The 24,753-nt window shown below is 46.0% G+C and carries 21 protein-coding genes, 1 tRNA gene and 3 pseudogenes; 1 reads left to right on the forward strand and 24 read right to left on the reverse strand.

What is annotated here, in order from left to right:
* Nucleotides 1-32: 32 nt before the first annotated feature.
* Nucleotides 33-991 (reverse strand): annotated as a pseudogene (locus tag DXE35_RS04820) (Bug family tripartite tricarboxylate transporter substrate binding protein).
* A gap of 47 nt (nucleotides 992-1,038) precedes the next feature.
* Nucleotides 1,039-1,956: pseudogene (locus tag DXE35_RS04825) on the reverse strand (oxidoreductase).
* A gap of 198 nt (nucleotides 1,957-2,154) precedes the next feature.
* On the opposite strand from DXE35_RS04825, the pseudogene DXE35_RS04830 reads away from it, so the two are divergent.
* Nucleotides 2,155-3,637, forward strand: a pseudogene (locus DXE35_RS04830) (CoA-acylating methylmalonate-semialdehyde dehydrogenase).
* Nucleotides 3,638-3,702: 65 nt separating this feature from the next.
* Here DXE35_RS04830 and DXE35_RS04835 read toward each other — a convergent pair.
* From DXE35_RS04835 to rpsO, 22 genes are all read right to left on the reverse strand, one after another.
* Nucleotides 3,703-4,194, reverse strand: coding sequence for a DUF1178 family protein (locus DXE35_RS04835; protein WP_114689744.1), 492 nt, complete (start codon nucleotides 4,192-4,194; stop codon nucleotides 3,703-3,705).
* Between the two features lie 66 nt (nucleotides 4,195-4,260).
* Nucleotides 4,261-4,857 carry an NUDIX domain-containing protein gene (locus DXE35_RS04840; RefSeq protein WP_114689745.1) on the reverse strand — a complete coding sequence of 199 codons (597 nt, stop codon included), beginning with the start codon at nucleotides 4,855-4,857 and terminating at the stop codon, nucleotides 4,261-4,263.
* 124 nt (nucleotides 4,858-4,981) lie between these two features.
* Nucleotides 4,982-6,481, reverse strand: a complete 1,500-nt coding sequence (gene nuoN / locus DXE35_RS04845) for an NADH-quinone oxidoreductase subunit NuoN (protein ID WP_114689746.1) — start codon at nucleotides 6,479-6,481, stop codon at nucleotides 4,982-4,984.
* Between the two features lie 10 nt (nucleotides 6,482-6,491).
* Nucleotides 6,492-7,958 carry an NADH-quinone oxidoreductase subunit M gene (locus DXE35_RS04850; RefSeq protein WP_114689747.1) on the reverse strand — a complete coding sequence of 489 codons (1,467 nt, stop codon included), beginning with the start codon at nucleotides 7,956-7,958 and terminating at the stop codon, nucleotides 6,492-6,494.
* 24 nt (nucleotides 7,959-7,982) lie between these two features.
* Nucleotides 7,983-10,043 (reverse strand): NADH-quinone oxidoreductase subunit L, encoded by a 2,061-nt coding sequence (nuoL, locus tag DXE35_RS04855; protein WP_114689748.1) that lies wholly within the window; start codon nucleotides 10,041-10,043, stop codon nucleotides 7,983-7,985.
* Between the two features lie 2 nt (nucleotides 10,044-10,045).
* A complete protein-coding gene (gene nuoK / locus DXE35_RS04860; RefSeq protein WP_114689749.1) occupies nucleotides 10,046-10,354 on the reverse strand; it encodes an NADH-quinone oxidoreductase subunit NuoK in 309 nt (102 codons plus the stop codon).
* A complete protein-coding gene (locus DXE35_RS04865; RefSeq protein WP_114689750.1) occupies nucleotides 10,351-10,998 on the reverse strand; it encodes an NADH-quinone oxidoreductase subunit J in 648 nt (215 codons plus the stop codon). The genes nuoK and DXE35_RS04865 overlap by 4 nt, the downstream gene beginning before the upstream one ends.
* 21 nt (nucleotides 10,999-11,019) lie before the next feature.
* Nucleotides 11,020-11,511 (reverse strand): NADH-quinone oxidoreductase subunit NuoI, encoded by a 492-nt coding sequence (gene nuoI / locus DXE35_RS04870; RefSeq protein ID WP_114689751.1) that lies wholly within the window; start codon nucleotides 11,509-11,511, stop codon nucleotides 11,020-11,022.
* Nucleotides 11,512-11,522: 11 nt separating this feature from the next.
* Nucleotides 11,523-12,596 carry an NADH-quinone oxidoreductase subunit NuoH gene (gene nuoH / locus DXE35_RS04875; protein ID WP_114689752.1) on the reverse strand — a complete coding sequence of 358 codons (1,074 nt, stop codon included), beginning with the start codon at nucleotides 12,594-12,596 and terminating at the stop codon, nucleotides 11,523-11,525.
* An 8-nt stretch (nucleotides 12,597-12,604) separates the two neighbouring features.
* Complete coding sequence (gene nuoG, locus DXE35_RS04880) at nucleotides 12,605-14,920, reverse strand: NADH-quinone oxidoreductase subunit NuoG (protein ID WP_114689753.1); 2,316 nt, start codon at nucleotides 14,918-14,920, stop codon at nucleotides 12,605-12,607.
* Between the two features lie 32 nt (nucleotides 14,921-14,952).
* Nucleotides 14,953-16,251 (reverse strand): NADH-quinone oxidoreductase subunit NuoF, encoded by a 1,299-nt coding sequence (nuoF, locus tag DXE35_RS04885; RefSeq protein WP_114689754.1) that lies wholly within the window; start codon nucleotides 16,249-16,251, stop codon nucleotides 14,953-14,955.
* Nucleotides 16,248-16,754: an NADH-quinone oxidoreductase subunit NuoE gene (gene nuoE, locus DXE35_RS04890; RefSeq protein ID WP_114689755.1), complete on the reverse strand. Its 507-nt coding sequence runs from the start codon at nucleotides 16,752-16,754 to the stop codon at nucleotides 16,248-16,250. Before nuoE ends, nuoF begins: the two co-directional genes overlap by 4 nt.
* Before the next feature lie 25 nt (nucleotides 16,755-16,779).
* A complete protein-coding gene (locus DXE35_RS04895) occupies nucleotides 16,780-18,033 on the reverse strand; it encodes an NADH-quinone oxidoreductase subunit D (protein WP_114689756.1) in 1,254 nt (417 codons plus the stop codon).
* Between the two features lie 3 nt (nucleotides 18,034-18,036).
* Nucleotides 18,037-18,636, reverse strand: a complete 600-nt coding sequence (locus DXE35_RS04900) for an NADH-quinone oxidoreductase subunit C (protein WP_114689757.1) — start codon at nucleotides 18,634-18,636, stop codon at nucleotides 18,037-18,039.
* Between the two features lie 3 nt (nucleotides 18,637-18,639).
* Nucleotides 18,640-19,122: a NuoB/complex I 20 kDa subunit family protein gene (locus DXE35_RS04905; protein ID WP_114690381.1), complete on the reverse strand. Its 483-nt coding sequence runs from the start codon at nucleotides 19,120-19,122 to the stop codon at nucleotides 18,640-18,642.
* 5 nt (nucleotides 19,123-19,127) lie between these two features.
* A complete protein-coding gene (locus DXE35_RS04910; RefSeq protein WP_114689758.1) occupies nucleotides 19,128-19,490 on the reverse strand; it encodes an NADH-quinone oxidoreductase subunit A in 363 nt (120 codons plus the stop codon).
* Nucleotides 19,491-19,597: 107 nt separating this feature from the next.
* Nucleotides 19,598-19,682: transfer RNA gene (locus DXE35_RS04915), tRNA-Leu, on the reverse strand.
* A gap of 86 nt (nucleotides 19,683-19,768) precedes the next feature.
* The gene (secG, locus tag DXE35_RS04920; protein WP_114689759.1) at nucleotides 19,769-20,113 is read right to left on the reverse strand and encodes a preprotein translocase subunit SecG; all 345 of its coding nucleotides are present in this window, start codon (nucleotides 20,111-20,113) and stop codon (nucleotides 19,769-19,771) included.
* A 22-nt stretch (nucleotides 20,114-20,135) separates the two neighbouring features.
* Nucleotides 20,136-20,894 carry a triose-phosphate isomerase gene (gene tpiA, locus DXE35_RS04925; RefSeq protein ID WP_114689760.1) on the reverse strand — a complete coding sequence of 253 codons (759 nt, stop codon included), beginning with the start codon at nucleotides 20,892-20,894 and terminating at the stop codon, nucleotides 20,136-20,138.
* A gap of 17 nt (nucleotides 20,895-20,911) precedes the next feature.
* A complete protein-coding gene (locus DXE35_RS04930) occupies nucleotides 20,912-21,910 on the reverse strand; it encodes an NAD(P)H-quinone oxidoreductase (RefSeq protein ID WP_114689761.1) in 999 nt (332 codons plus the stop codon).
* Nucleotides 21,911-21,934: 24 nt separating this feature from the next.
* Nucleotides 21,935-24,103 (reverse strand): polyribonucleotide nucleotidyltransferase, encoded by a 2,169-nt coding sequence (pnp, locus tag DXE35_RS04935; RefSeq protein ID WP_114689762.1) that lies wholly within the window; start codon nucleotides 24,101-24,103, stop codon nucleotides 21,935-21,937.
* Nucleotides 24,104-24,370: 267 nt separating this feature from the next.
* Nucleotides 24,371-24,640, reverse strand: coding sequence for a 30S ribosomal protein S15 (gene rpsO, locus DXE35_RS04940; RefSeq protein WP_114689763.1), 270 nt, complete (start codon nucleotides 24,638-24,640; stop codon nucleotides 24,371-24,373).
* Between the last annotated feature and the right edge of the window lie 113 nt (nucleotides 24,641-24,753).

A 24,753-nucleotide genomic window follows, 5' to 3' on the forward strand; every position in this document is an offset into this window, starting at 1 on the left:
CCCGCATTGTGAGATCAGGCCTAACTCGCCAATCAGTCGAGAGTGATGTTTGAGGCTTTAATTGCTTTTGCCCAAAATGGCAGTTCTTTTTTCACCCATGCATCCGTTTGCGTTGGGTTCAGATAGCGCAGTTCTACACCTGCAGCATCGGAGCGCTCTTTAATTTCTGGCAATGCCAAACTTTGCTTTACAGCGTTAGTTAGTTTTGCAATCACGGGCGCGGGAGTGCCTGCAGGCGCATATAAAGCAACCCATGACTCCAGTTGAAATGATGGCAAACCAGCTTCGGCGGTAGTTGGGAGATTAGGCATTCCTGGATGACGATTTTTTCCTGTTACAGTTAAGCCCTTAAGCTTGCCACTTTGCACGTGCTGCATTACTGATGGTGGGGTACTGATAAATACTTGAACCTGGCCTGCCAATACATCCTGAATCGCTGGTCCAGATCCCTTATATATGGAACATGAACCATCTCTATTCCGGTGATTTGTTTAAAGATCTCCGTACCAATGTGAGATACAGAACCATTGCCTTGGGATGCGTAATTTAATTTACCGGGATTTGCTTTGGCATACGCAATGAATTCCTTTAGATTATTCACGGGCACAGATGGATGCACCGCAATAACGTTAGTTGAAACTGTCAGCAAAGCAACTGGAGAAAAATCTTTTATTGGATCCCGCGATAATTTTTTAAATAAAGCGGGGTTGTCAACGTGATACCCCGAATAGGAAATCAGCAAGGTATAGCCATCCGGTTTAGCCTTGGCAACATATTGATAAGCCGTGTTACCGCTGGCCCCCGGCTTGTTATCGACAATTACCGGCTGACCAATCACTCGCGTCAAGGGTTCGCTCAATAATCTGGCGGAGGTATCTACAAGACCACCCGGAGGATTTGGCACAACCAAGGTAATTGAGCGATCCGGAAATGATTGCGCCACTACTAAACTTGAAATGCCTAAGCCCAATATCGCAAAGGCACTGGGGATTACTAAACGATTTTTAATTGTTAACTCCAACTGGATGTTTTTATAAATTACCTTTGCCCAACTTGCACATTGCCGAATACCGCCTGCGCCTCCCGTGGCAAGCAACGCCAGTAACGTGCATTCGCGGTTACCGTGCCTTGCAAGGATGCAGCAGCTTCCCAGGCCCAACGTGGCTTATATAAGAAGGCTCTTGCCAATGTGATTAAATCCGCGGCGCCCGCCTGCAAAATTGCTTCCGCTTGCTCGGGCTCGGTAATTAAACCCACCGTCATCGTTGGCAAACCCGATTCCTCTTTCACAATTTTTGCAAATGGCACTTGATAGTTCGGGCCAATAGCAATTTTCTGTGGTGGCGCAATCCCGCACGAAGAGATATGCACAAAATCACAGCCCATGGTCTTCAGGCATTTAGCGAAATCTGCAGTTTCAGACGGTGTCCAACCGCCCTAAATCCAATCGCTAGCTGAAATTCGGATACCAAGCACGCCTGCATAAGCCGCGCTTACTGCGGCGAATAACTACAACGGAAAACGAATTCGATTTTCAAATGTACCGCCATATTCATCAGTGCGTTTGTTGGCGATCGGTGATAAAAATTGATGCAATAAATAGCCGTGAGCCGCTAGATGCTTTGCGACCAGCATGGGCTAGCTGGATAAATACAGGCATTGCTGGAGCCAAAGCACGCGCACGGCTCAACTTATCTTTTAAGGCTGCTTCCGTACGGTCATCCCATAACCATAAGCAAGCTGGCGTAATTCGGGCTTCTGGACTAACGCCCGTAGCTTCGACAATGAATAAGGCAGCCCCACTATTTAGCAAATTACCCCAGTGCATGAGGTGCCAGTCTGTCGCCTCGCGATTATTGGCCGAATATTGGCAATTGGGGCGATCACAATTCGATTAGCCAAAGCCAATGGGCAACGGGGTGAGTTAAGCGTGTAACTGGAAAACAAAAGACTCATGGAATGCCTTAAAAAGCCTAAAAAATTGATCAAATATACGAAAATTGCCGTAAAACGATAGAATACTTAAAAAGCAGAATAAACGAGACAGCCAAGTCGTGCAGACCATACGGTTGGGCGACTTTTTATTAAAAACTTTACAAATACCCACTACAAGAGACTATAAACGCACCTCGAGCCTTTGAATCAAAAGAAGATATTGGCCACTTTGTTTGCGGCAATGTAGTTAAAAAAAGACGGACGTTTTGGGGACGTGTACAACCCAGCCAAGGGGGCTGTTGCTCGCCGTGTTGCCTTAGCTAGCCGCAAGGAGGTATACGCGGCAGTCGCTGTCGCGCAAAAAGCATTTGAAACATGGAGCCAAACAAGCCCCCTGCGTCGTTCACGAATTCTATTTAAGTATTTAGAGCTCTTAAACGCCAATCGCGATGAATTGGCAGCCATCATTACAGCTGAGCACGGCAAAGTATTTACCGATGCTCAAGGCGAAGTTACCCGCGGAATTGAAATTGTGGAATTTGCCACAGGCATTCCAGAATTACTCAAAGGCGACTACACAGCACAAGTCTCTACCGATATCGATAATTGGGTCATGCAACAACCATTAGGTGTAGTCGCTGGCATCACCCCATTTAACTTCCTAGTAATGGTTCCGATGTGGATGTTCCCTATGGCTATCGCTTGTGGCAACACATGCATTCTGAAGCTGAGCCCAACAGATCCTTCAGCTTCCTTGTTTATGGCTAGACTGCTTAAAGAAGCAGGTCTTCCTGAGGGCGTATTCAATGTGGTTCAAGGCGATAAAGAGGCTGTTGATGCCTTAATTGAAGACCCAGACATCAAAGCGGTCAGCTTTGTAGGCTCTACGCCGATCGCGAATTACATTTACGAACGCTGCGCCCACTTTGGCAAGCGCTCACAAGTTTTGGGCGGCGCTAAGAATCACATGGTGATCATGCCTGATGCAGATATCGATAAAGCAAGTGACGCCTTGGTTGGTGCCGCATATGGCTCTGCTGGTGAGCGCTGCATGGCAATCTCCGTAGCGGTATTGGTTGGTGATGTTGCCGAGAAAATTATGCCTAAACTCATTGAGCGCACTAAAACGCTGAAGGTGAAGAATGGCATGGAGCTTGATGCGGAGATGGGCCTTATCGTTACCAAAGCAGCCCTTGAACGTATTACCGGCTACATTGACAGTGGCGTAGCCTCTGGCGCTACGGTTCTAGTTGATGGTCGTGGACTCAAAGTTCCTGGCAACGAAAATGGCTTCTTCATTGGCGGCACACTCTTTAACAATGTAACGCCGGATATGAAGATTTATTTAGAAGAAATTTTTTGGCCAGTTTTATCCTGCCTGCGTGTCGCGAACTTTACAGATGCGCTGCATTTGGTCAACTCTTGCGAGTTTGGTAATGGTGTAGCGTGCTTTACTAGCGATGGCAATATTGCCTGTGAATTTGCGCGTCGCGTGCAAGTTGGCATGGTTGGCATTAACGTACCTATTCCAGTTCCAATGGCTTTGCATGGTTTTGGCGGCTGGAAGAAATCTATCTTTGGCAATATGCATGCATACGGCAAAGAAGGTGTTCGTTTCTACACCAAGCAAAAGAGCGTGATGCAACGCTGGCCAGAGAGTATTGCCAATGGTGCTGAGTTTGTGATGCCTACTTCTAAGTAACCCTTAGAAGTAATAACAAAAAAGCGATTTTCGGATCGCTTTTTTAATTTTAGGGAATGTCTTTGCTATTGCAGCGTATTTTTTAAAGCAGGAATCATCGGCATTGATAAAACATCAATACCCTCTTCTCTCAAAGCCTCTGCCTCATCAAACGTTGTCTGACCACGAATACTTCTTTCAGGGGATTCTTTATAATGAATCTTTCTGGCCTCATCAGCAAAAGAATCGCCCACATCCTCCGAGCGCCCCATCAATTCACGCATCCCTTTTAAGAAAGCAGCCTGAACTTGCGCCTCAAGCTGAGAATGATCGCTACCAGTAAGAGCAACAACACCACTGCTAATTTCCTCAGTTTCAGTGTTGGATTTTGGAGCAATCAAATCTGTGGGGGAGGCTTTTCCAATATGCGGGGCAGATGGCATGCGAACAATTTCAGTGCTATCACACACTGGGCACGCAAGAATACCCTTAGCCTGCTGCGCAAGACAATCCTCTTCCGAGGAAAACCATCCCTCAAATCGATGGTCGAGTGGGCAAGCTAAGTTATAGACTTTCATACAACGTATATAAGGGCAAAAAATATTAAATTCAATACCCTTATTTTAATCGGGTTTAAGAATGCCCTATTCGATTCGAATTGGCTGGACCAGGCCCATACGGTAACGATCCAACCAATAGGCCGATATGGTCGTCTTCACGTCCGTAATCTCCCCATCCTCGCAACCTATCAATTGATCTAATGGCGCGGCAAAGACATCCAAAAACTCTTCTTCATCCAGATGGCTTTTGCCGGGCATCAGCCCTGCAGCTAAATAAGTATCAATAAACTCTGTTGAATAAGAACTTACCGGATGAATACGGCGGATGTAACTCCATTTTTTTGCGGTATACCCCGTTTCTTCTTCAAGCTCACGCTTCGCGCACAAAAGATGGTCTTCGCCTACCTCAAGTTTTCCTGCGGGGATTTCTAGGCAGGCTTTTGCAATCGGGTAGCGATATTGACGCTCTAAAAGCACCCTGCCATCATCTAAGATGGCCACAATAGCGACGGCACCTAGATAGGTACGATATTCACGCACAGCCTCTACGCCGTCAGGCAAGGAAACTTTGTCTCGTTTCATTTGCAAAAAGATTCCTCCGTAAATATCCTCACCTGAAATACGCTCTTCACGTAAATGGGAGTCACCATGCGGCAAATCTTCAAATGTTTTTTCAGTCATATCGGGAATTAAAAATGAATTGTGAAGGGGTAATCAAATCATCTTACAAAAACAAAATGTCAGTCTGATAGCTCAGAAATAATAAAGGCCCCTTGCGGAGCCTTTATTGAATTAAGATTATCAATCAGGAACCTAGCAAGGTGCGGCGCATCTCGTCCAAACACAGACTCATCAAGCCTGCGGGAACAACACCAATAACCAAAACTAAGATGCAATTTAGGCTCAAAATACCTTTAGCAAAACCAGACCCAGAAACGGTGATGTCATGTTGAGGCTCATCAAAGTACATCACCTTAACGACTCTTAAGTAGTAGAAGGCGCCGATGAGTGAAGTAATCACGGCAATCACCGCCAAGAATGTGTGTTCTGCATCCACCAGAGCCTCTAAAACACCCAATTTCGCCGCAAAACCTACTGTTGGCGGAATGCCCGCTAAAGAGAACATCATGACAAGTCCAATAAAGGCAAACCACGGGTGCTTCTTATTCAAACCTTTTAAGCCATCTAAGGTTTCACAGTCATACCCTTTGCGTGACAACGCCATTAACAGACCGAAAGTACCGAGCGTAGTTAAAACGTAAGTAATCGCATAGAACATGGCTGCACTAAATGCATGATCATCAAACACCGAAAGCATACCCAATAGCACGAAGCCCTTTTGCGCAATAGCTGAATAGGCCAGCATCCGCTTTACATTGGTCTGCGCAATCGCAGTCACGTTTCCAACAACTAACGATAAAACCGCCAATAAAACCAACATTGGCTGCCAATCACCTAGCAATGGCAATAAGGTGTTGACCAACAGGCGGAATAGCAAGGCAAAGGCAGCTAACTGAGGGGCTGCAGCAATCATAAGCGTTACAGCTGTTGGGGCGCCTTGATAAACATCGGGAACCCACATATGAAATGGCACTACGCCCAACTTAAATGCAAGACCAGCAACAACGAACACCAAACCACAAGCCATTACCAGGTGATTCACACGTGGATCAGCAACAACCTTGAAGATCTCGATGAGATCCAACGAGCCTGTAACACCATAGAGCATAGACATGCCGTAGAGCAAGAAACCAGAGGCCAATGCCCCTAAGATGAAATACTTAATACCGGCCTCAACACTCTTTTCGCTACTGTGACGCATGGCAACTAATGCGTAAGTCGGCAAAGCCATGAGTTCTAAACCGAGATACAGGGTCAAGAGATTGTCGCCAGAGATCAATACAAATTGACCGAGCAGAGCAAGCAAAGCCAAAACAATAAAGTCAGGACGGAATAGCGCCCTATCCATCAAGTACTGCTTAGAATAAATCAGGCTTACTAAAACGGCAACACAAGAACAGGCCTTGAGCAAGTTTGAAAATGGGTCGGACTGAAATAATCCATTCATTGCCACCAGCGCTGGATCACCCATGCGGCCGATGAACGCAAAAATGAGATAAACCAAGAGAATGATCGAGAAGAAATAAACAAATCCCGCGCCACGCGGCGTGTGGAAAATATCTTGCTCTACACCGGGTATTGATACAACTTTCTCACGAACATAAACGCTAGCAACCAATAGCAAACAGGTTGCAACGAGTAAAACAAGTTCCGGCAGGATGGCGTATAGATCAAATGCTTGCATTTGCGCTTACTCAGAGTTTGCTTACAGCAACATGCTGCAGCAGATTAATCACGGCTGGATGAATGATGTCGGTGAAAGGCTTTGGATATACACCCATACCGATGACGCAGATCGATAGAACCGCCATCAAGAAATACTCACGACAATTCAGGTCTTTAAGATCTTCAACATGAGCATTATTAATAGCACCGAAAAATACCCGCTTGACCATCCATAGGGAATAGGCGGCACCCAAAATTAATGCGGTAGCTGCCAAGATTCCAATCACAAAATCATAATCAACGGCAGCCAATATCACCATGAACTCACCCACAAAGCCAGAGGTTGCAGGTAGGCCGCAATTAGCCATCGCCATCAACACTGCGAATGCGGTAAATGCAGGCATGCGATGTACTACGCCGCCGTAATCGGCGATCTGACGTGTATGCATACGGTCGTAGAGTACACCGATGGAAAGGAACATAGCGCCAGCCACAAAGCCGTGAGAAATCATCTGAACAATGCCGCCCTCAATACCCAATGGGCTAAAGAGGAAGAATCCTAGCGTTACAAAACCCATATGCGCCACTGACGAATATGCAACCAGCTTTTTCATATCCTTTTGGACTAGAGCAACAGCACCAACATAGATCACAGCCACCAAGGACAGGAAGATCACAAAAGGGCCTAGATACTGGCTTGCATCAGGAGCGATAGGTAATGAGAAGCGAAGGAAGCCATAAGCACCTAACTTCAACATAATTGCAGCCAACACCACTGAACCACCAGTTGGTGCTTCAACGTGCACGTCTGGCAACCAAGTGTGCAGAGGCCACATTGGCACTTTCACGGCAAATGCCATGAAGAATGCGGCAAACAACATGATCTGCTCAACAATATCCAAACGGGCATTTTGCCAAGTCAAGATCTCAAAAGTATTCGTAACGTTGTACAGATAAAGCATGGCGATCAAAGTCAGCAATGAGCCAAGCAAGGTGTACAGGAAGAACTTGAATGCGGCATAAATACGGTTACGACCGCCCCATACACCAATAATGATGTACATCGGAATCAGAGTTGCCTCAAAGAAAACATAAAACAATAAGGCATCAAGCGCACAAAACATACCAATCATGAATCCAGATAGGATCATGAATGAAGCCATGTATTGCGATACCTTGGTTTCAACCACCTCCCAAGCGGCGATGACCACAATAATGTTGATGAAAGCCGTCAGTACGATGAACCAAACGGAGATACCATCAATACCTAAGTAGTAATTAATGTCATAGCGCGGAATCCAGCTAATTTTTTCCACGAACTGCATTCCAGGGTTCGCGATATCGAAATTAAGTGCTAGCGGCAATGTTGCAACAAAGCCGAGCACAGCACCGATAAGCGCTAACCAGCGCACTCCAGCAGTTGTCTTGTCCGACCCATAAAACAAAATAAAAAGTCCACAGACAATCGGTGTCCAAATGGCGTAAGAAAGAATCATAGTGACTACTTAAGTAACAAAGGCCTAGCGAACAAAAGGCAGGTAAGCATACAAAACCCAAGCTAACAACACCGCAAGACCCACAATCATTGCGAATGCATAGTGGTAGAGATAGCCGGATTGCAAATGGCGAATTACTCCAGCAAAACGCCCTACTGTATGCGCACTGCCGTTAACAAAGAAACCATCGATGACCTTTTGATCACCGCGATGCCATAAGAAGCTGCCGATCCAAATGAGACCTTTAGCAAAAACAGCTTGATTGATTTCGTCGAGATAGTATTTGTTATCAAATAATTTCTTAATAGGCGCAAATGCCTGAGCAACTTTTCCAGGCAACTTTGGAGCCCATAAGTAACCAATCGCAGCAGTCAATACACCTAACACTACCAAGAGCAATACAGGTGATGTGAATGCATGCATCGCCATCGCAACTGGGCCGTGGCATTCATCTTCCAATTCTTGCATTACTGGATGGCGAGCCAAATCAATAAAGATGGAGTCTCCAAAGTAAGTACCGAACAACAATGGAGAGATCGTGTAGAAGCCAATGATTACCGATGGGATTGCAAGCAGGATCAAAGGCAATGTCACAACAAATGGTGATTCATGCGGTTTTTGGCCTGGCGCTAAACGATGGTGTGCATGATCATCGCCCTGCTCTGCATGTTCGTGATGATGGTCATGCGCACGCGCATCATCATGACCCCAGCGGGCCTTACCGTGGAACACATAGAAATACAGGCGGAATGAATACAAAGCAGTCACGAATACACTCGCCATTACTGCAAAGTAAGCAAATACAGAACCCGGAATATGGCTGGCAGCTATCGCCTCAATAATAGAATCTTTGGAGTAGAAGCCAGAGAAAAATGGCGTGCCGACGAGAGAGAGATTACCCAACAACATCATCAAACAAGTGATAGGCATGTATTTCCAGAGACCACCCATCTTGCGCATATCTTGCTCGTGATGCATACTAAGAATAACGCTACCAGAGGCAAGGAACAACAGCGCTTTAAAGAAAGCATGAGTCATCAAGTGGAAGATAGCAACAGGATATGCGGATACACCCAGAGCAACAGTCATGTAACCCAGTTGTGACAAAGTCGAATAAGCAACCACCCGCTTAATGTCATTTTGGACAATGCCTAGGAAGCCCATAAAGAGCGCAGTGATGGAACCAATAACCAAGATGAAGCTCAATGTGGCATCTGAAAGCTCAAATAATGGTGACATACGAGACACCATAAAGATGCCCGAAGTAACCATCGTTGCAGCATGAATCAAGGCGGAAATTGGAGTCGGGCCTTCCATTGAGTCAGGCAACCAAACATGCAATGGGAATTGAGCAGATTTACCCATCGCGCCAATGAATAAGCAGATGCAGGCAACCGTCATCAGATTCCAGTTTGTTCCTGGCAATGTTTGCGCAGCCAATACGGAGTTCTGAGAAAAAATCACGTCATATTGCATGGAGCCAGTGCTGGCCAGCAAGATACCGATACCGAGAATGAAACCAAAGTCACCTACGCGGTTGACCAAGAACGCTTTCATATTGGCAAATACAGCAGACTGGCGCTCAAAGTAGAAACCAATCAGTAAGTATGAAACAACACCCACTGCTTCCCAACCGAAGAAGAGCTGCAATAGGTTGTTACTCATAACCAGCATCAACATGGCGAAAGTAAATAAAGAGATGTAAGAGAAGAAGCGGTTGTAGCCCTCTTCACCATGCATATAACCAATGGTATAGATGTGAACCATGAGCGAAACAAAGGTCACAACGCACATCATCGTGGCGGTTAGAGGATCTATCAGGAAGCCGATATCCAAATTAAGCTCACCCAACTGCATCCAGCGGTAAACGGTTCCATTGAAATAGAAACCATCCATTACTTGCACTAAAACATTGCAGGACAAAACAAACGCAATTGTCACACCTAGGATAGTCACAAATTGACTTGCGCCATGACCAATGCGATTGCCACCTAATTTAGTGCCGAAGAAGCCAGCGATGATGGAGCCTACCAAAGGCGCCAGAGGAATGGCACAAAGTACAGGAATATTTAAGGTCAATTGCATGACTAGCCTTTTAGGTGGTCAAGATCTTCGGCATTAATGGTGTCTACCTTACGGAAGAGCACAACCAATATTGCCAAGCCGATAGCCGCTTCAGCAGCTGCCACAGTCAAAATAAAGAATACGAATACTTGACCAGCCATATCCCCCAAATAATGAGAGAAGGCTACAAAGTTCATATTGACCGCAAGCAGCATGAGTTCAATTGCCATTAGCAACACAATCACATTCTTACGATTTAAGAAAATTCCAATCACGCTAGTCGCAAATAAAATCGCGCTAAGCACTAAATAGTGAGCGAGAGTGATATTCATTTTTTCTCCCCTCTTACATCTTGCTTGGCAGCCATATCCGAACCCATCTTCACAATGCGCATACGATCTGCGGCAACCACATTGACCTGCTCATGGATATTTTGAGATTTAGAGTCTTTGCGGTTACGCAATGTCAAAGCAACAGCGGCAATAATTGCAACCAACAAGATCACACCAGCAACTTCAAACGCATATACATAGTCGACAAAAATCAACATGCCTAAGGCCTGGGTATTGTTTGCCATGATTTCTTCCGGCATTGGCTTCACTGGAGCATTAGTACCGATAAAGCTACGAATGATCACAATCGATAACTCGAGCACGATTACCGCACCCATGAAGAAGGCGACTGGTAAAAACTTTTTGAAATCACGACGTAAGTGCTCTAGATCCAAATCCAGCATCATCACCACAAACAGGAACAAGACCATCACCGCACCAACGTAAACCAACATGAGGGCCAAGCTCAAGAACTCGGCCTTTAGCAGCATCCAAAGACCAGATGCGCAGAAGAAGGCCAGCACCAGAAATAAAGCGGCATGGACTGGGTTACGATCTGTAATCACGCGTAACGCAGCAATAACCAACAAGCCCGCAAAGCCGTAGAAGAAAACAGCAAATAAAGTGGATGGATCGAATGTCATATTCAGTTCAGCTCGATTCGATTAACGGTAAGGTGCATCAATTGCACGGTTAGCAGCAATATCTTTTTCATATCTATCGCCGACAGCAAGAAGCATTGCTTTTGTGAAGTACAAATCGCCACGCTTGTCGCCAAAATATTCAAAAATATTAGTTTCAACAATCGCATCAACTGGGCACGCTTCTTCACAGAAACCACAGAAAATACATTTGGTTAAATCAATGTCATAACGACTAGTTCGACGCGTACCATCATCACGTTCAGCAGTTTCAATAGTGATGGCATATGCTGGACATACAGCCTCACAGAGTTTGCAACCAATACAACGCTCTTCGCCATTCTCATAACGACGCAGCGCATGCAAACCACGGAAGCGATTGGACAATGGAGTCTTTTCATCTGGATACTGAACAGTAATCTTTGGCTTGAAAAGATAACGACCGGTAATGAATATGCCAGTCAAGATGTCTTTCAACATCAAACTATCGAGGAATTGGGAAAGTTTCTTAAACATGATTGATCAACTTATTTCCAAATATTCCATGGGGAAACAACCCACGCGCCGATAACAACCACCCAAAATACAGAGATGGGAATAAATATCTTCCAGCCCAAACGCATGATTTGGTCATAGCGATAACGCGGCAATGTGGCACGCAGCCAGATAACGCAAGATAACAAGAAGAAGGTTTTACCGAACAACCAGAAGAATCCTGGAATATCTCGCAGAATTGGCAAATCAACAATAGGCAACCAACCGCCCAAGAACATGATTGAGGCAACAGAAGCAATCAAAATCATGTTGGCGTACTCAGCCAAGAAGAACATCGCAAAAGACATCCCCGAGTACTCAACCATGTGTCCAGCCACAATTTCAGATTCGCCCTCAACCACGTCAAATGGATGACGGTTGGTTTCGGCTAGACCAGAAATAAAGTAGATCAAGAACATTGGCAACAATGGAAGCCAATTCCAGGACAAGAAATTAAGTCCCATTCCAGCAAAGTAGCCCTGGTCCTGCGATGCCACAATTGCACTTAGATTTAAAGAGCCCGAAGTCAGCAAGACGGTGACTAAAGCAAAACCCATGGCGATCTCATAAGAAATCATCTGTTCTGAAGCACGCATTGCGCCCAAGAATGGGTATTTAGAATTAGAAGACCAGCCTGCCAAAATCACGCCGTACACACCAATGGATGAAATTGCCATGATGTATAGAAGGCCCGCATTGACATCGGCCAATACCATATTTGCTTGGAATGGAATCACTGCCCATGCCGCAAACGCAGACATAATCACCATAATTGGCGCTATGAAATAGAGAACTTTGCTAGCTTGCGCAGGAGCAATGATCTCTTTCATCAAGAGTTTCAAAGCATCCGCAATTGGCTGCAATAAACCGAAAGGGCCAACACGGTTAGGTCCAAGACGAATATGCATCCAGCCAATGAGTTTTCTTTCCCAAAGAGTTAGGTAAGCGACACAGCCGAACATTGGCAATACGATGATCACGATACGTATTAACGCCCATACCAATGGCCATAATGAACCAAAGATGACTTCGCCTTGAGTGGTAATGAGGTTCACGAAATTATCCATCTCTGACCTTATGCCTTACTAACGGTTACAAGGCCAAACATGGAGCCCAATTTCGAACTAGCCATAGTGCCAGCAGATATTCTGACGACACCTGGCGCCAGATTTACTTCTAAAGTTGCTGGCATATCTACCGACTGACTACCTTGGGTAACGCGTACCGCATCACCTTCCTTTAAGCCCAATTCGGTAAATGTTTTTTGATTCAAGCCGGCTTGATTGCCACGCTTCGCATCACGAGTAAGTTGCAGCGCCGATGAACGACGAACAATTTGATCGCCAGCATAAATGTTGATGTCAGCCAAGCGCTCAAGACCATTCACTGGAGCCGCACTTCCATTAGCAACAGCAGTAGCAGAAGCCTTATTGCTCAGGCGAGTGCAATAGTTTTCCGGTAACGCCTCTCCCAAGACTTCTTCAGGAAGATTAAATAAGAAACCATCAAGACCCAAAAGACCACCGAGTACGCGAATGACTTTCCATGCTGGACGCGAATCACCTAATGGCTTCACTGAAGGCTGAACCGTTTGCGCTTTACCTTCAAGATTTACAAAAGTAGAAACCGTTTCAGAGAATGTTGAAATTGGCAGAATGACGTCAGCAACTTCTAGCAAATCCGCACTCTTATAGGCACTCAAGGCGATCACGGTATTTGCCTTAGCCAAAGCAGCGCGTGCTGCTGTTGGATTAGGAAGATCTAAATCAGGCTCGATATTCATCAAGATCACTGCACGGCGCTCACCAGATAAAACTGAATCAACACCAGCACCGTTTGCATTGACCAAAGAGGCGCCCACAGCATTTCCGCCAACAGGCAAGAAGCCTAGGGTAGCGCCAGCCTGCTCCGCAATAAATTGAGCAAGCACATGCAGATCAGATGCTTGTGGGTGTGCAGCAGCAGCAGAACCAAAGAGTATAGAAGTTGATTCTCCAGAGATTAAGCTGTCAGCAATTTTTTGAGCGGCAGGAGAAATCGCCAAATTAACTACGCCAGCAGGCACGCTCACTGATTTTGCTTTAGCAACAGCCAGAGCCACTTCGCTTAATGCATTCAACCAAGCGCTTGGTGTCGCAGCAATACCGCTACTAGAGATTAACCAATCATCACCACCAGCATCTAGACGCATAACTTGTAAACCGCGTTTACTAGCAGTGCGAATGCGCGCAGCCAACACTGGTTGGTCTTTACGCAAGAAGCTACCAATGATCAATACATGATCTAATTCGTTAATTTTGGCGATCGGCATACCGAGCCATGGTGCAACTGCAGAACTCTTCACATCAGTTTGACGTAAACGGGTTTCTACTTGATTTGAACCCAATCCACGAACCATTTTTTGCAAGAGATGCAATTCTTCTGTGCTGGAGATTGGATGCGCTAAGGCACCAATAGATTCTGCGCCACTTTCGGATGCAATTGCCTTCAGTGAGTGAGCAAGATAATCCAACGCGGACTGCCAGTCTGTCTCTAACCATTGGCCGCCCTGCTTAACCATTGGCGTTGTCACACGGTCAGCGCTATTTAAACCTTCATAAGAAAAGCGATCACGATCGCTAATCCAGCATTCATTGATTGCTTCATTTTCTAAAGCGACTACACGCATCACTTTATTAGCTTTAGTTTGAACGGTAGTGTTTGCACCCAAGCTATCGTGTGGGCTTACTGAGCGCTTGCGGCCTAGCTCCCATGTGCGAGCTGCGTAACGGAAAGGCTTGCTGGTTAATGCGCCTACCGGGCATAGATCAATCATGTTTCCAGACAGCTCTGAATCAATGGTCTGACCAACAAAGGTAGTGATCTCTGAATGCTCACCTCGGTTAATCATACCCAATTCCATAACGCCGGCAACTTCTTGTCCAAAACGAACACAACGCGTGCAGTGAATGCAGCGAGTCATCTCCTGCATGGAGATCAATGGGCCAACATTCTTATGGAATACAACACGCTTCTCTTCGTCGTAGCGTGAATTAGATTTACCGTAACCCACCGCCAAATCTTGTAACTGGCACTCACCACCTTGATCGCAAATCGGGCAATCTAATGGATGGTTAATGAGCAAGAATTCCATCACCGAGCGCTGAGCTTCAACCGCTTTAGCTGAATGAGTGAAAACTTTCATGCCTTGGGTGACAGGAGTTGCACAAGCTGGCAAAGGCTTTGGAGCCTTCTCCACTTCCACTAGACACATACGGCAATTAGCGGCGATAGATAATTTCTTGTGATAGCAGAAGTGCGGAACGTAGGTGCCGAGTTTGTTCGCGGCGTGCATCACCATCGAACCTTGCGGAACTTCTACTGCCTTGCCATCTAATTCGATTTCTACCATGCTCACTTTTAGATATCCCGCGCTCTAAATCTTTATAAACGTTTCGCAGAATCTAAGCAGCGCTTATGCTCTACGTGATACGCAAATTCATCCATGTAATGCTTCAACATGCCGCGCACAGGCATCGCTGCCGCATCGCCTAAAGCGCAAATCGTACGACCCCGAATGTTGGCAGCCACATCGTTGAGCAAATCCAAATCCTCAGGACGCCCTTGACCATGTTCAATACGGTGAACGATGCGCCACAACCAGCCAGTACCCTCACGACATGGGGTGCACTGACCACATGATTCTTCGTAATAAAAATAAGATAAACGCTCCAAAGCGCGCACCATACAACGTGTTTCGTTCATCACAATCACGGCGCCAGAACCCAGCATTGAGCCAGCCTTAGCAATACTGTCGTAATCCATGGTGAGCTCCATAATTTGAGCGCCAGGCACAACAGGAGAAGAAGATCCACCAGGAATAACTGCCTTTAAAGCTTTGCCATCACGCATACCACCAGCAAGCTTTAATAGCTCTGGAAATGGAGTGCCCAATGGAATCTCATAGTTACCTGGATGCACTACGTCACCCGATACAGAGAAAATCTTTGTACCACCATTGTTTGGCTTGCCGAGCTCTAGATAAGCTTGTCCACCAATTGCCAAGATGAATGGCACAGCAGCAAATGTCTCAGTATTGTTAATGGTTGTTGGCTTGCCGTACAAACCAAAGCTTGCTGGGAATGGTGGTTTGAAGCGTGGTTGACCTTTCTTACCTTCCAAGGACTCCAACAACGCGGTTTCTTCACCGCAAATATAAGCACCCCAACCTGGAGCAGCATGCAATTGAAAGAAGAAATCACTTCCTAAAATCTTGTCGCCAAAATAACCAGCGGCACGAGCCTCTTCCAAAGCCTCTTCAAAGCGTGAATACACTTCAAAGATTTCACCGTGAATATAGTTGTAGCCAGTGCCAATACCCATGGTGTATGCACCAATAATCATGCCCTCGATCAAAGCATGTGGGTTGTAACGCATGATGTCGCGGTCTTTAAATGTACCTGGCTCACCTTCGTCGCTATTGCAAACTAAATATTTTTGACCAGGGAATTGACGTGGCATAAAACTCCACTTCAAACCTGTCGGGAAGCCCGCGCCACCACGACCACGGAGTGAGGAAGCTTTTAATTCGGCAATGATGGCATCCGGGGCAACCTTATCATTTAATAAACGACGAAGTTGCTGATAACCACCGCGACTCTCGTAATCTTTTAAACGCCAGTTATCGCCATTTAATCCAGCAAGAATCAAAGGCTTGATGTGACGACCGTGCAAGCTGGTCATACTGCCTTCCCTTCTGCACGTAATTCACTTAACAACGCATCAATCTTTTCTTTGCGCATAAAACTACACATACGCTTATCATTCACCAGCATGACAGGTGAATCACCACATACGCCCATGCACTCACCCTCTTTCAAGGTGAAAGTTCCACAGGGAGTGGTTTCGTTGTAGCCAATACCAAGAGTCTCTTTTAAATAAGTCGCGGCAGTTTCGCCATGAGTTAACTGGCAAGGCAAATTAGTACAAATAACCAATTTATATTGACCAATTGGCTTGGTGTTGTACATGTTATAGAAAGTGGCCACTTCATCAACTGCAATACTTGGCATTTCTAAAATCTGCGCAACAGTTTCGATGACTTCTGGAGAAACCCAACCCACCTCTGTTTGGGCTGCAATTAAGCAAGCGATCACTGCAGATTGCTTGTGTGCTGGCGGGTACTTAGCAATATTGCGATGAATATCAGCTAATGTTTTATCGGATAGTTGAAGAGTTGTAGTCATTAAAAATAATCCTTGGCACGCTTCATTAGCGGTCAATCTCCCCAAACACAATATCTTGGGTACCGATAATCGTTACCGCATCAGCCAACATATGGCCACGTGACATTTCATCCATTGCAGATAAATGCACAAAGCCTGGAGCGCGACTCTTGATGCGATATGGCTTATTGACGCCATCAGAAATCAAGTAAATACCAAACTCACCTTTTGGATGCTCAACTGCCGAGTAAGCCTCACCATCGGGAACGTGAATTCCCTCGGTAAAGAGTTTGAAATGGTGAATCAATTCTTCCATATTGGTTTTCATATCCACGCGCTTCGGTGGAGAAACCTTATGGTTATCAGTCATCACAGGACCTGGGTTTGCTTTCAACCAAGCCACACATTGTTTGATGATGCGATTGGATTGGCGCATTTCTTCCATACGCACTAAGTAGCGATCATAAGAATCGCCATTGACACCCACCGGAATATCAAAGTTGAGTCGGTCATAGACCTCATATGGCTGCTTCTTACGCAAATCCCACTCAATACCAGAACCGCGCAGCATTGGTCCAGTAAAGCCGAGCTGCAATGCGCGCTCAGGAGTCACGATACCGATATTGACCAAACGTTGTTTCCAGATACGATTATCCGTCAACAAGTTGCAGTACTCATCCACATGTGCATCGAAGCCATTAGCAAATTGCTCAATGAAATCCAACAATGTGCCACTGCGGTTTTCATTCAGGCGCTTGATGGCGGACGCGCTACGGATTTTGTTTTTGGTGTACTGAGCCATTTGATCTGGCAAGTCGCGATACACTCCACCTGGGCGGTAGTAGGCAGCATGCATGCGCGCGCCAGATACCGCTTCATACATATCAAAAATATCTTCACGATCACGGAAGGCGTACAGGAATACCGCCATAGCGCCAACGTCAAGCCCATGGCAACCAATCCAGAGTAAGTGATTCAATAGACGAGTTAATTCGTCATACATCACACGGATGTATTGAGCACGCAATGGAACATCAACCTGTAATAACTTTTCAATCGCTAAAACATAAGCATGCTCATTGGACATCATGGAAACGTAATCCAAGCGATCCATGTATGGAACGTTTTGAATCCAGGTGCGTGTTTCAGCTAATTTTTCTGTCGCGCGATGCAATAGACCTATATGCGGGTCGGCACGCTGAATGACTTCGCCATCCAGCTCTAGCACTAAACGCAATACACCATGCGCCGCAGGATGCTGAGGGCCAAAATTGAGTGTGTAGTTCTTAATTTGTGCCATGTCTTAAACCGGACCTCCATACTGCTCTTCACGAATAATGCGTGGGATAATTTCTCGAGCCTCAATCGTGACTGGCTGATAGACAACGCGCTTCAACTCTGGGTCATAACGCATTTCAACATTACCGCTGATTGGGAAATCTTTTCTAAATGGATGACCAATAAAGCCGTAGTCAGTCAAAATGCGACGCAAATCATCATGACCTTCAAACAAGATGCCATACAGATCAAATGCCTCACGCTCAAACCAGTTAGCAGAATTCCAAACCGGGGTAATAGAAGCAACCAATGGATAACTATCGTCAGGCGCAAAGACGCGTACACGCAAACGCCAGTTGTGCTCTAAGGACAATAAGTGACTTACAACACCAAAGCGCTGACCAGCCCATGCACCATCACGAAAATCTTGGTAATCGACACCGCATAGATCAATCAATTGCTCAAAGGCAAGTGATGGATCGTCGCGCAATAACATGGCTGATTCAAAATAAGTATCCGCATTCACCACCACGGTAACTTCACCCAAAGCAATCTCAACGGAATGAATGCGCTTACCGAGAACTTTCTCAAGGTTATCGGCTAGTTGTACCAAACGGTCTGACATTGATTAAGCCTTCCGCGCAATAGTGCTAATGCGAGCGATCTTCGATTGCAACTGAATAATTCCGTAGATCAACGCTTCTGCGGTTGGAGGACAACCAGGAACATAAATATCCACTGGCACGATGCGGTCACAACCGCGGACAACTGAGTAGGAATTATGGTAATAACCACCACCATTGGCACAAGACCCCATAGAGATTACCCAGCGTGGCTCAGGCATTTGGTCATAAACCTTGCGCAAGGCAGGAGCCATTTTGTTGCATAAAGTACCAGCCACAATCATCAAATCGGATTGACGTGGCGATGGGCGAAACACAATGCCAAAGCGATCTAAGTCATAGCGAGATGCGCCGGCATGCATCATTTCAACCGCGCAACAGGCCAATCCAAAAGTCATGGGCCATAAAGATCCATTGCGAATCCAGTTGATTAACTGATCCGCAGTGGTAGTAACAAATCCCTCTTTGAGAACACCTTCTAATGCCATATCGATCACTCCCAGTCGAGAGCGCCCTTTTTCCAGATATACACAAATCCCACAATGAATTCCAATAGGAAGATCACCGTAGAGGCGTAACCAAGCCATCCAATATCGCGTAGCGCCACACCCCACGGGAACAAGAACGCGGTTTCTAAATCAAATAAGATGAAAAGAATGGCTATTAAGTAGTAACGCACGTCAAACTTCATACGCGCATCTTCAAAAGCTTCAAAGCCGCACTCATAGGGAGAGAGTTTTTCAGCGTCAGGCTTCGAGGGAGCCAAAATTTTTCCGAGGAACATGGGGACTAATCCCACCCCAATACCTACGAGGATAAAAAGCAGAACAGGAAAGTAATTATTAGCGATATTCAAAATAGCCCTGATTCGTTTTTCTGGTAAATCCTAAAGCAGCAAATTATTAATTATTCCACTACATAAGGCATTGATTGAGAGCAAAAACCCTTATCAAAACCTTTTTTTGGTGCCGACGGCGAGACTCGAACTCGCACAGCCTAAGCCACTACCCCCTCAAGATAGCGTGTCTACCAATTTCACCACGTCGGCATCTTGCAAAACCCATCAATTCTACTGCATTGCACAAGTGCACTACCCCAAAAACTGGGCTAGAAAATACGTAAAAACCTACTTTTTTACTTAGGAACCGCTGGTTTACTTGGATTGTGCACTGGAGCAACCGGAGCGGTTGGAGCTGCCGTAGGGGCTACAGTTCCAGACAAGACGCCTGGGCTCACTTCTTTCTTATTACCAATCCAAGTGATGCTTAAGGTGCACACAAAGAAAACAGCAGCAAAAATAGCGGTTGCATGCGATAGAAAGTTAGCAGAGCCACTGGCGCCAAAGAGGCTGCCAGAAGAGCCTGAACTAAAAGCTGCGCCCATATCAGCGCCCTTACCCTGTTGCAACAGCACCAAAAGAATCACAGCCAGAGCTGAAATTATCTGCAATACGATCAATAAAGTCTTAAACCATTCCACAACTTATCTCCAAATAAAAAATCTAAGCCTGACAGATGGCCAGAAAGTCTTGGGGATTTAATGAAGCACCCCCCACCAGCCCACCATCAATATCCAGCATGGCAAATAATTCAACGGCATTATCGGGCTTGACACTGCCACCATACAAAATGCCTACATGAGAGGCTAAATCCTCATCAAATTCAGCCAATTGCAATCGAATTGCGCGGTGCATGTCTTGAGCAACTTGAGCGCTAGCTACTTTTCCAGTGCCGATTGCCCACACAGGCTCGTAGGCAATTAAACAGTCGGCTAGACGGTCCTGAAGTACATTCACTTGCTTGGCAACCTGGGCACAGACAATCTCTTCCGCGCGACCGGAGTTTCGCTCATCGGCAGTTTCGCCAACGCAAATGACCGGCGTCATGTCGCTATCAAGAACCTGAAGCGCTTTGGCGGAAACTATCTCATCTACCTCTTGATGCATTTGACGTCGCTCTGAGTGACCAACGATGACATAGGAGCAGCCCAGCTCTTTTAGCATTGAGGCCGCTACATCACCAGTGTAGGCGCCCGATTTATACGCTGAGGCATCTTGCGCGCCAAGACTGAGGAATGTCAATGAATGACTTTTAACTAAGTCAGCACACTGCTGTAAATACGGAAATGGGGGGCAAACCGCATATTTGCGTCCAGATGGCATACCACTTTCCATGCCTCTAGCTACAGTCTTAATCCAGTCTTGGTTGCTGCCAAGACTGCCATTCATTTTCCAGTTGCCGATGACGATGAGTGGTCGCATATGGGATTAACGGATTTTTAAACGGTTAACACAATCTTGCCAATGTGCTCAGATGACTCCATTAATGCATGAGCATCTGCCGCTTGATCCAGCGTAAATGTTTTGTAAATTACAGGCTTCAAAGTGCCCACATTCAGCAAAGGCCAAACGTTTTCAAATAGTTGCTTGGTAATTTGTTTCTTAAATGAAACTGGACGCGGACGCAAAGTGGAGCCAGTAATCGTTAAACGACGACGCAAAATTTGACCAGTATTCACTTCTGCTTTAGAGCCGCCCATGATGGCAATAATCACAATGCGGCCATCATCCGCTAAGCAATCAATTTCCTTCTGGACATAAGCACCAGTGACCATATCCAAGATAACGTTGACGCCTTTGCCGTCGGTAGCCTGCTTTACCTCTTCGACGAAATATTGTGTCTTATAGTTAATCGCAAGGTCAGCGCCTAAGGCAACGCAGGCAGCGCACTTTTCATCGGTACCTGCCGTTACAAATACCTTATGACCCAATGCTTTAGCGATCAAGATAGCCGTTACGCCAATACCGCTAGATCCACCTTGAACCAGCAAAGTTTCGCCTTCAGACAACTCTCCGCGCATGAAAACATTACTCCATACGGTATAGAAAGTTTCAGGCAAAGCTGCCGCCTCTTGGTCAGTAAATCCCTTTGGGTAAGGTAGGCACTGCGCAATTTGGGCGGTACACAATTCAGCATAACCACCGCCTTGCAAAAGCGCGCATACTTTATCGCCCAATTTCAAACCAAATAGATTGTCGACATGAGCCAAATCTCCGCCCACAATTTCGCCAGCCACTTCAAGACCAGGGATATCGGATGCGCCTGCTGGAACAGGATAGTGACCCTTACGTTGCAAAACGTCTGGGCGATTAATTCCAGCAGCTAAAACTTTGATCAAAATTTCACCAGTACCAGCAGCAGGAGCCGCTGGATCAGGGCGATTGGTTGGCACCAGCATCTCTGGTGCGCCAAGCTCTTTGATTTCAATTACGCGCATAACTATTTCAGCTCGCTAAAGAATTTAAGCTGACTCGCTAGGCGCTGCCGCTGCCTCAACTACAGCCTCAGTTGCACCTGCGAGAGGAGCGATTGTGCCACCCTCATCAGCCATCGCAGCCTTCAACGACAAACGCAAACGACCACGCTCATCAGCAGCCAACAATTTCACACGAACAACCTGACCTTCAGCGAGGTAATCTTTCACTTCTTTTACACGCTCATTGGAGATTTCAGAGATGTGCAAGAGCCCATCTTTGCCTGGAAGAATATTTACCAAAGCGCCGAACTCAAGCAACTTTACAACTGGACCCTCATAGATCTTGCCTACTTCAGCTTCAGCAGTGATGCTTTCGATACGGACTTTAGCTTCAGCCATGCCTTCAGCAGAAGTGGAGGCAATCGTTACAGTACCGTCATCTTTAATATCGATGCTGCAACCAGTTTCCTTAGTCAACGCTTGAATTGTTGCGCCGCCCTTACCGATTACTTCACGAATCTTGTCTGGATGAATCTTGAAAGAAACCATACGTGGAGCATGAGCAGACAATTCTGCACGAACTGAACCCATCGCCTCTTGCATTTTGCTCAAGATGTGCAAGCGACCTTCTTTGGCTTGCGCTAAAGCTACTTGCATAATTTCTTTGGTAATACCTTGAACTTTAATGTCCATCTGGAGTGCAGTAATGCCATTAGCAGTACCCGCTACTTTGAAGTCCATGTCGCCCAAGTGATCTTCATCACCCAAGATGTCTGTCAACACAGCAAAACGGTTGCCATCCAAAATCAAGCCCATTGCTACGCCAGCAACGTGCGCTTTCACTGGAACACCAGCATCCATCATTGCCAAACAGCCGCCGCAAACAGAAGCCATTGAAGATGAGCCGTTGGACTCAGTGATCTCTGAAACAACACGAATACTGTATGCGAAATCTTCTGGGCTCGGTAACACTGGAATCAATGTGCGTTTAGCCAAACGACCATGACCAATTTCACGACGCTTAGGGCTACCTACGCGACCAGTTTCACCAGTAGCAAATGGAGGCATGTTGTAATGGAACATGAAACGATCGCGGTATTCACCTTCGAGCGCATCAATAATTTGCTCGTCACGTGCAGTACCCAATGTTACAACAACTAATGCTTGAGTTTCACCACGAGTAAACAAAACAGAGCCGTGTGTACGTGGCAATACTCCGTTACGAATTTCGATTGGACGTACAGTACGTGTATCGCGACCGTCAATGCGTGGCTCACCATTCAAAATCTGGCTACGAACAATCTTCGCTTCGATTTCAAACATAATGTCGCTCACAGCAACCGCATCAACATCACCCTCTTCGGATAACTTAGCCAAAACTTCTTTAGAAATTTCTTTCAACTTGTCTGAGCGAGCGCCCTTTTGACGAATCTGATAAGCCTCACGCAATGGCGCCTCCGCCAATGCAGTTACCTTAGCGATCAATGGTTCATCCTTAGGAGCAGCAGTCCAATCCCACTCAGGCTTGCCAGCTTCACGTACTAAATCATTGATAGCGTTGATTGCTGTTTGCATTTGGTCATGACCATACACAACAGCGCCAAGCATCACTTCTTCAGACAATTGCTTTGCTTCAGACTCAACCATCAATACAGCTGCTTGCGTACCAGCAACGATCAAATCGAGTTCGCTAGCAACTTGCTCTGTGCGAGTTGGGTTCAATAAATATTGGCCGTTAGCGTAGCCAACGCGCGCAGCGCCAACTGGACCGGCAAACGGGATTCCTGAAATTGCTAAAGCTGCAGAAGCAGCGAGCAAAGCAGGAATATCTGCAGGAACATCTGGGTTGATAGACAACACGTGTACTACAATCTGAACTTCATTCAAGAAACCTTCTGGGAACAAAGGACGCAATGGACGGTCGATCAAACGGGAGATCAAAGTCTCGCCTTCTGATGGGCGACCTTCACGACGGAAGAAGCCACCAGGGATCTTGCCTGCTGCGTAAGTTTTTTCTAGGTAATCAACAGTCAATGGGAAAAAGGATTGGCCTGGCTTTGTAGACTTAGAAGCAACTACTGTGCCCATGACTACTGTGTCATCGACGTTAACGATCACAGCACCGCCAGATTGGCGAGCGATTTCGCCTGTTTCCATTGTTACTTGATGGTTGCCCCATTGAAAACTTTTAACTGCTTTTTTAAACATTGTCATTCTGATCTTCTCCAAATTGTTCACGCAAAACTCACATGAGCCTTACGCTTGTCGCGGGATAAAGCAGTGTCGCGACAACACTGGAGCGATTTAAGATCACAAGGGATGCCATTCCAGGGAGGCTCTGAATCTGTTTCCGAAACTCATTGGAATGACACAATCCCCTACACAAATGATCTTGAAGCGCCCAAAAAACATGCCATCTGCTTAAGACTGATTCCGCGAAGAAACAACCCTAAGATAGATGGCATTGCATACCAATAAGAATTACTTACGGAGACCTAATTTCTGAATCAATGCGCGATAGCGATCCAAGTCTTTGCCTTTGAGGTAATCCAAGAGGCGACGGCGACGTGAAACCATCCTCAACAAACCACGACGGCTGTGATGATCTTTAGCGTTAGCCTTGAAATGGGGGGTTAATTCATTAATGCGGGCTGTAAGCAATGAAACTTGAACTTCAGGGCTACCCGTATCATTTGCGCTGCGCGCGTTTTCTTTGATGATTTCCGCCGTTTTAATATCAGAAACTGCCATTTTTAATGCTCCTTACTTGCGAACACCTGAGCTTTCACCCAATTTGTGTCGTGCGATTAACAAAATAAAATAAAAAAAAGCTTTAAAAATCAAATCCATCGAATTGTAGCAGA

This window comes from Polynucleobacter necessarius (genome assembly GCF_900095215.1).
GTDB lineage: Bacteria > Pseudomonadota > Gammaproteobacteria > Burkholderiales > Burkholderiaceae > Polynucleobacter > Polynucleobacter necessarius_H.

Coding starts and splice junctions, on each gene's coding strand:
- DXE35_RS04930 (WP_114689761.1), bottom strand. CDS start 21,910: ATGCGCGTAATTGAAATCAAAGAGCTTGGCGCACCAGAGATGCTGGTG.
- DXE35_RS04900 (WP_114689757.1), bottom strand. CDS start 18,636: ATGTCAGACCGTTTGGTACAACTAGCCGATAACCTTGAGAAAGTTCTC.
- nuoI (WP_114689751.1), bottom strand. CDS start 11,511: ATGTTTAAGAAACTTTCCCAATTCCTCGATAGTTTGATGTTGAAAGAC.
- nuoE (WP_114689755.1), bottom strand. CDS start 16,754: ATGACTACAACTCTTCAACTATCCGATAAAACATTAGCTGATATTCAT.
- DXE35_RS04895 (WP_114689756.1), bottom strand. CDS start 18,033: ATGGCACAAATTAAGAACTACACACTCAATTTTGGCCCTCAGCATCCT.
- nuoN (WP_114689746.1), bottom strand. CDS start 6,481: ATGCAAGCATTTGATCTATACGCCATCCTGCCGGAACTTGTTTTACTC.
- DXE35_RS04840 (WP_114689745.1), bottom strand. CDS start 4,857: ATGACTGAAAAAACATTTGAAGATTTGCCGCATGGTGACTCCCATTTA.
- DXE35_RS04835 (WP_114689744.1), bottom strand. CDS start 4,194: ATGAAAGTCTATAACTTAGCTTGCCCACTCGACCATCGATTTGAGGGA.
- DXE35_RS04850 (WP_114689747.1), bottom strand. CDS start 7,958: ATGATTCTTTCTTACGCCATTTGGACACCGATTGTCTGTGGACTTTTT.
- nuoL (WP_114689748.1), bottom strand. CDS start 10,043: ATGCAATTGACCTTAAATATTCCTGTACTTTGTGCCATTCCTCTGGCG.
- nuoG (WP_114689753.1), bottom strand. CDS start 14,920: ATGGTAGAAATCGAATTAGATGGCAAGGCAGTAGAAGTTCCGCAAGGT.
- nuoK (WP_114689749.1), bottom strand. CDS start 10,354: ATGAATATCACTCTCGCTCACTATTTAGTGCTTAGCGCGATTTTATTT.
- nuoH (WP_114689752.1), bottom strand. CDS start 12,596: ATGGATAATTTCGTGAACCTCATTACCACTCAAGGCGAAGTCATCTTT.
- DXE35_RS04865 (WP_114689750.1), bottom strand. CDS start 10,998: ATGACATTCGATCCATCCACTTTATTTGCTGTTTTCTTCTACGGCTTT.
- rpsO (WP_114689763.1), bottom strand. CDS start 24,640: ATGGCAGTTTCTGATATTAAAACGGCGGAAATCATCAAAGAAAACGCG.
- nuoF (WP_114689754.1), bottom strand. CDS start 16,251: ATGACCAGCTTGCACGGTCGTCACATCAAGCCTTTGATTCTTGCTGGA.
- DXE35_RS04905 (WP_114690381.1), bottom strand. CDS start 19,122: ATGGCATTAGAAGGTGTTCTCAAAGAGGGATTTGTTACTACCACTGCG.
- pnp (WP_114689762.1), bottom strand. CDS start 24,103: ATGACAATGTTTAAAAAAGCAGTTAAAAGTTTTCAATGGGGCAACCAT.
- tpiA (WP_114689760.1), bottom strand. CDS start 20,894: ATGCGACCACTCATCGTCATCGGCAACTGGAAAATGAATGGCAGTCTT.